The 3,304-nt window shown below is 54.7% G+C and carries 5 protein-coding genes; 1 reads left to right on the plus strand and 4 read right to left on the minus strand.

Features of this window, described 5'->3' with window-relative positions:
• Positions 1 to 216: 216 nt before the first annotated feature.
• The gene (locus tag ACR0J8_RS24110) at positions 217 to 1,203 is read right to left on the minus strand and encodes a M14 family metallopeptidase (RefSeq protein ID WP_480527788.1); all 987 of its coding nucleotides are present in this window, start codon (positions 1,201 to 1,203) and stop codon (positions 217 to 219) included.
• 248 nt (positions 1,204 to 1,451) lie between these two features.
• Between ACR0J8_RS24110 and ACR0J8_RS24115 the strand changes: the two genes are divergently transcribed.
• Positions 1,452 to 1,928, plus strand: coding sequence for a nucleoside deaminase (locus ACR0J8_RS24115; RefSeq protein WP_480892840.1), 477 nt, complete (start codon positions 1,452 to 1,454; stop codon positions 1,926 to 1,928).
• Positions 1,929 to 2,110: 182 nt separating this feature from the next.
• Here ACR0J8_RS24115 and ACR0J8_RS24120 read toward each other — a convergent pair whose 3' ends face one another.
• From ACR0J8_RS24120 to ACR0J8_RS24130, 3 genes are read right to left on the minus strand one after another with little or no spacing between them, the layout of a single operon-like run.
• The gene (locus tag ACR0J8_RS24120; protein WP_170619915.1) at positions 2,111 to 2,287 is read right to left on the minus strand and encodes a hypothetical protein; all 177 of its coding nucleotides are present in this window, start codon (positions 2,285 to 2,287) and stop codon (positions 2,111 to 2,113) included.
• The gene (locus ACR0J8_RS24125; RefSeq protein WP_480527792.1) at positions 2,284 to 2,934 is read right to left on the minus strand and encodes a tyrosine-type recombinase/integrase; all 651 of its coding nucleotides are present in this window, start codon (positions 2,932 to 2,934) and stop codon (positions 2,284 to 2,286) included. Before ACR0J8_RS24125 ends, ACR0J8_RS24120 begins: the two co-directional genes overlap by 4 nt.
• The gene (locus ACR0J8_RS24130) at positions 2,927 to 3,094 is read right to left on the minus strand and encodes a hypothetical protein (protein WP_480527794.1); all 168 of its coding nucleotides are present in this window, start codon (positions 3,092 to 3,094) and stop codon (positions 2,927 to 2,929) included. Before ACR0J8_RS24130 ends, ACR0J8_RS24125 begins: the two co-directional genes overlap by 8 nt.
• Positions 3,095 to 3,304: the final 210 nt, after the last annotated feature.

Here is a 3,304-nt window from a genome sequence, read left to right on the forward strand (position 1 = left end):
CTGTCCCTAAATCGCCAGTAAGCGGCCTCTCCGCCCGTCGAAAATATCCCAAGCTCACAGTCAGAAATGCTCCGTGATGACCCGCTGACGACTAGCCCGGGTGCTGACGGTGGTCGCCGGTGCTGGCGGTTCGGGGGGGTGGACGTTCGATCCTAGTGCTGCGAATGACTGATGGGAGCCCTTCTTGTGCATCAATCTTCAACAGAAACCGAAGGTCTAAGGTAGTGGATGACGCAGAACCTTGATGACATCGTCGCCCACACGAGCAAACCGTCGATCTCGCCGTGTCATTACCTGCCCGTCGAAAGGAGATAATATTTCTTGACCTTTCGTACTTGGTTCGGAGACGACTACCGCAAGTCGCTGTCCTTCCTTGACCCAATCACCGACATCAACGTCGTAAAGAACAGCACCAGCCTCCGGCGTCGAGATTAGAACAGCTTCATCAACATCACCGACAATCGGGTCATTTGGATTGATGTCAGCAACCTCATCGACAATGGCCCCAAGTTCGACCAAATACCTGTAAATACCGTCTGCGTCCTGGTGGGCCAATTCAGGTGTAACATCCATCATTCCACGTAGTTCTATTGTCGCTGCGAAACGTTTGTCTTCCTCGCGGTTTTCTGCTGCCCATCGCCTCCCTACGGCGAGATCGAAGGAAACGGGATCATCATTGGCGTCAGTCAGAATAACGCTCGCCTGCATTGCCCGGGCAAGGCGGAGACCTTCGTCCAGCTGACGCTCAGGAACGTAAAGATAAATCGGTCCCTCATCATCGCAATGAAGGTCCAGCACGACATCCGCTGCTACGGCCATTTCAATCAGGGTTGCTTTCAGGCGATCAGCAGCGGGCTTGCACGACATTTCCTCCAACGTCCCGGTTGGAAATGATCGGTTGAAATTAACTCTGCCGTTGAGGTCAAAGCGTCCCAGTGTTTCTCCGTACACGCCTTGAGCAAGTCCAATCGGGTTGGCGTAGGGTACCAGCGTAACGTTTCCGGCCAAGCGCCCACTTCCTTCGGCTTCCGCAATGCGAGGGATCAGCCGGTCAATTGCGACAACGCCTGGCATCTCATTGGCGTGAAGTGCGGCCTGTATGTAAACGGACGGGTTACCCTCTGAGCCTTGGAACTTGACGATACGTAGTGAAAGCGTTTGCCCGGGTGTGTCCGACTCTATCGTGATATAATCGATGTCCATAATGGCCGATCATAACTCGTGCTCAGACAACTATTGAGTACATTTTCTTGCCGGGATGCCCGAAGCGCGAACGTCGGGCTTGTCCGTACACCGGTCGTTAAAAAGAGTCTTCTGGATGACCGCACTGAGCCCATAGCGAAACACTTAGTCACTCTGCCCGTAGAGGCCCGATTATAAGTACGATTATACTGACATTGCGGCACGAATAGAAATCTTCGCTGTTGATAATCAATCCGCAGGAGACCGATATGAGAGAACTCGACCTTCAGCACTTACGCGAGACAATCCGGATTGCAAAAGAAAGTCGTCAGGCTGGCAATCACCCTTTCGGTGCGACACTGGTTGATCCCAACGGAGATGTCCTCATCCGCTCCGGCAACAACTACAAAGATTATAAGGGGGTAGGCCATGCCGAATTGAATGTCGCACGAGAGGCGAGCCGTCTTTATGATTCTGAATTCCTTGAAAAATGTACACTATATACTTCGGTAGAACCTTGCTGCATGTGCGCGGGAGCTTGCTATTGGGCTGGGATCGGAACAGTCGTCTATGGAATGACAGAAAAGCGTTTGGCCATCTTGACCGGTGACAATCAGGAAAACCTGACACTGGATATGCCCTGTGAGGCCGTCTTCAGCGTCGGTCAGCGCCACGTTGAAACCCGTGGGCCCTTCTCTGAAATCGAGGATGCAGTTGCCGAGGGGCACAGGGGCTTTTGGCAATAGAAGGCCATCTTCCAATCAAAGTAAAAAAGCTGATAATCAAAAAGGTGGGGAGTCCCGGAACCACGTCCACTACGTCCGCATTACGTTCATTCCGTCACCTACGACCAACATCGACTTCGGTAAAAAAAGAAAGAAAAGCCGATATCCCCCGGCAACCCGCTAAGGGCCGCCGGGGGTTCTGTTTATGAGGGTGGTCTACGGTTAACGACATAGTCAGCCAGCCATTGCCAGTAGGCTTCCGCATCACGAAACCCTTGAGCACGAGCAGCCAGATCTTCCGCTGCCTTGCGGGTGCAACCTCCGTCATACTCAGCGATAGCAGCCCGTTCCTCGAACGCATCAATGTCCGGGAAACTCATACCGGAAGCCGTATCTGGTCAACGATGGACCGACGCTGCTCGTCACTGATCCCAGCCGAGTAAATCCCGTAAGTGATCCCGTTCTCCGACCGTGCCGATTGATGACCAACCAGAGATGCCGTGAAGTGCTCAGGGACACCCGTTCGCTCGCACTGGGTAATGAACCACTTGCGGGTCGAGTGAAACACCAGTCCCGGTCGTTCCAGATCCAACCGCCGTCTCAGTCGTGCGAACCCCTTGGTGACGTTCGCCACGGTCAGGTCAGGAAACAGAGGACCAGAAGAAGGCAGTTGGCGGAACGTCTCATCCAGCACCGGGTGAACCGGAACCAGTCTCTCCGCCGCGTCGGTCTTCAGCAGTCGCAGTTCGTTGGGTTGAACATGCACGAAGCACCCGAGATTGCCCTTGGCCACGAGGTCTTCCCGGAGTAACCCGACCGCTTCCCCCGCGCGCAGTCCTGTCAACAGGCAGGTCAGCAGAACGGAATGCAGGTCCCGGTCCTTGGCTCCCAGCAGCCGCACGACCTCATCGTCAGTCGGCACCGCATACGGTTGAGGACGCACTTTCCGATCGAACGGCACCGTCCGGATGTCATCGAAGGCGCGGACGACCACGACGTCACCAGGGTTCAGTTTCAGCTCAGTCATCGTCGGACCTCCACGTCCAGAGGACCGCCAGCAGAACCAGCGCCGAGACTGCGGGATGGAACCGAGACACCACCCAGAGCATCGTCGTCAGGACAGCCTTGGGCGGTGGGTGCAAAAGAAAACCCCCGACGAGAACGCCGAGGGCAGACAGGTACTTCATGGATCAAACTCCTGCAGTTGCTTCTCTATTTAGATGCAGGAGGTTGCTCGGTTTTGATGGGGGAGCGGACGTTCAATCAGTCTGGACGAGCTTCTGTTAGGCGGACAAAGCGTTACTAATGGACGTGTCGCGGTTTGATGCCGCTCCTTTGATAGCATTTATTGCAGCAAAGGAGATGAACTATGGGAACGAAACGAACGGACGAGTTTC

It is taken from the genome of Ruegeria sp. N11, assembly GCF_056531525.1.

Excerpts from the sequence above, each read along its gene's own strand:
- ACR0J8_RS24110 (WP_480527788.1), bottom strand. The coding sequence starts at position 1,203 with ATGGACATCGATTATATCACGATAGAGTCGGACACACCCGGGCAAACG.
- ACR0J8_RS24115 (WP_480892840.1), top strand. The coding sequence starts at position 1,452 with ATGAGAGAACTCGACCTTCAGCACTTACGCGAGACAATCCGGATTGCA.
- ACR0J8_RS24120 (WP_170619915.1), bottom strand. The coding sequence starts at position 2,287 with ATGAGTTTCCCGGACATTGATGCGTTCGAGGAACGGGCTGCTATCGCT.
- ACR0J8_RS24125 (WP_480527792.1), bottom strand. The coding sequence starts at position 2,934 with ATGACTGAGCTGAAACTGAACCCTGGTGACGTCGTGGTCGTCCGCGCC.
- ACR0J8_RS24130 (WP_480527794.1), bottom strand. The coding sequence starts at position 3,094 with ATGAAGTACCTGTCTGCCCTCGGCGTTCTCGTCGGGGGTTTTCTTTTG.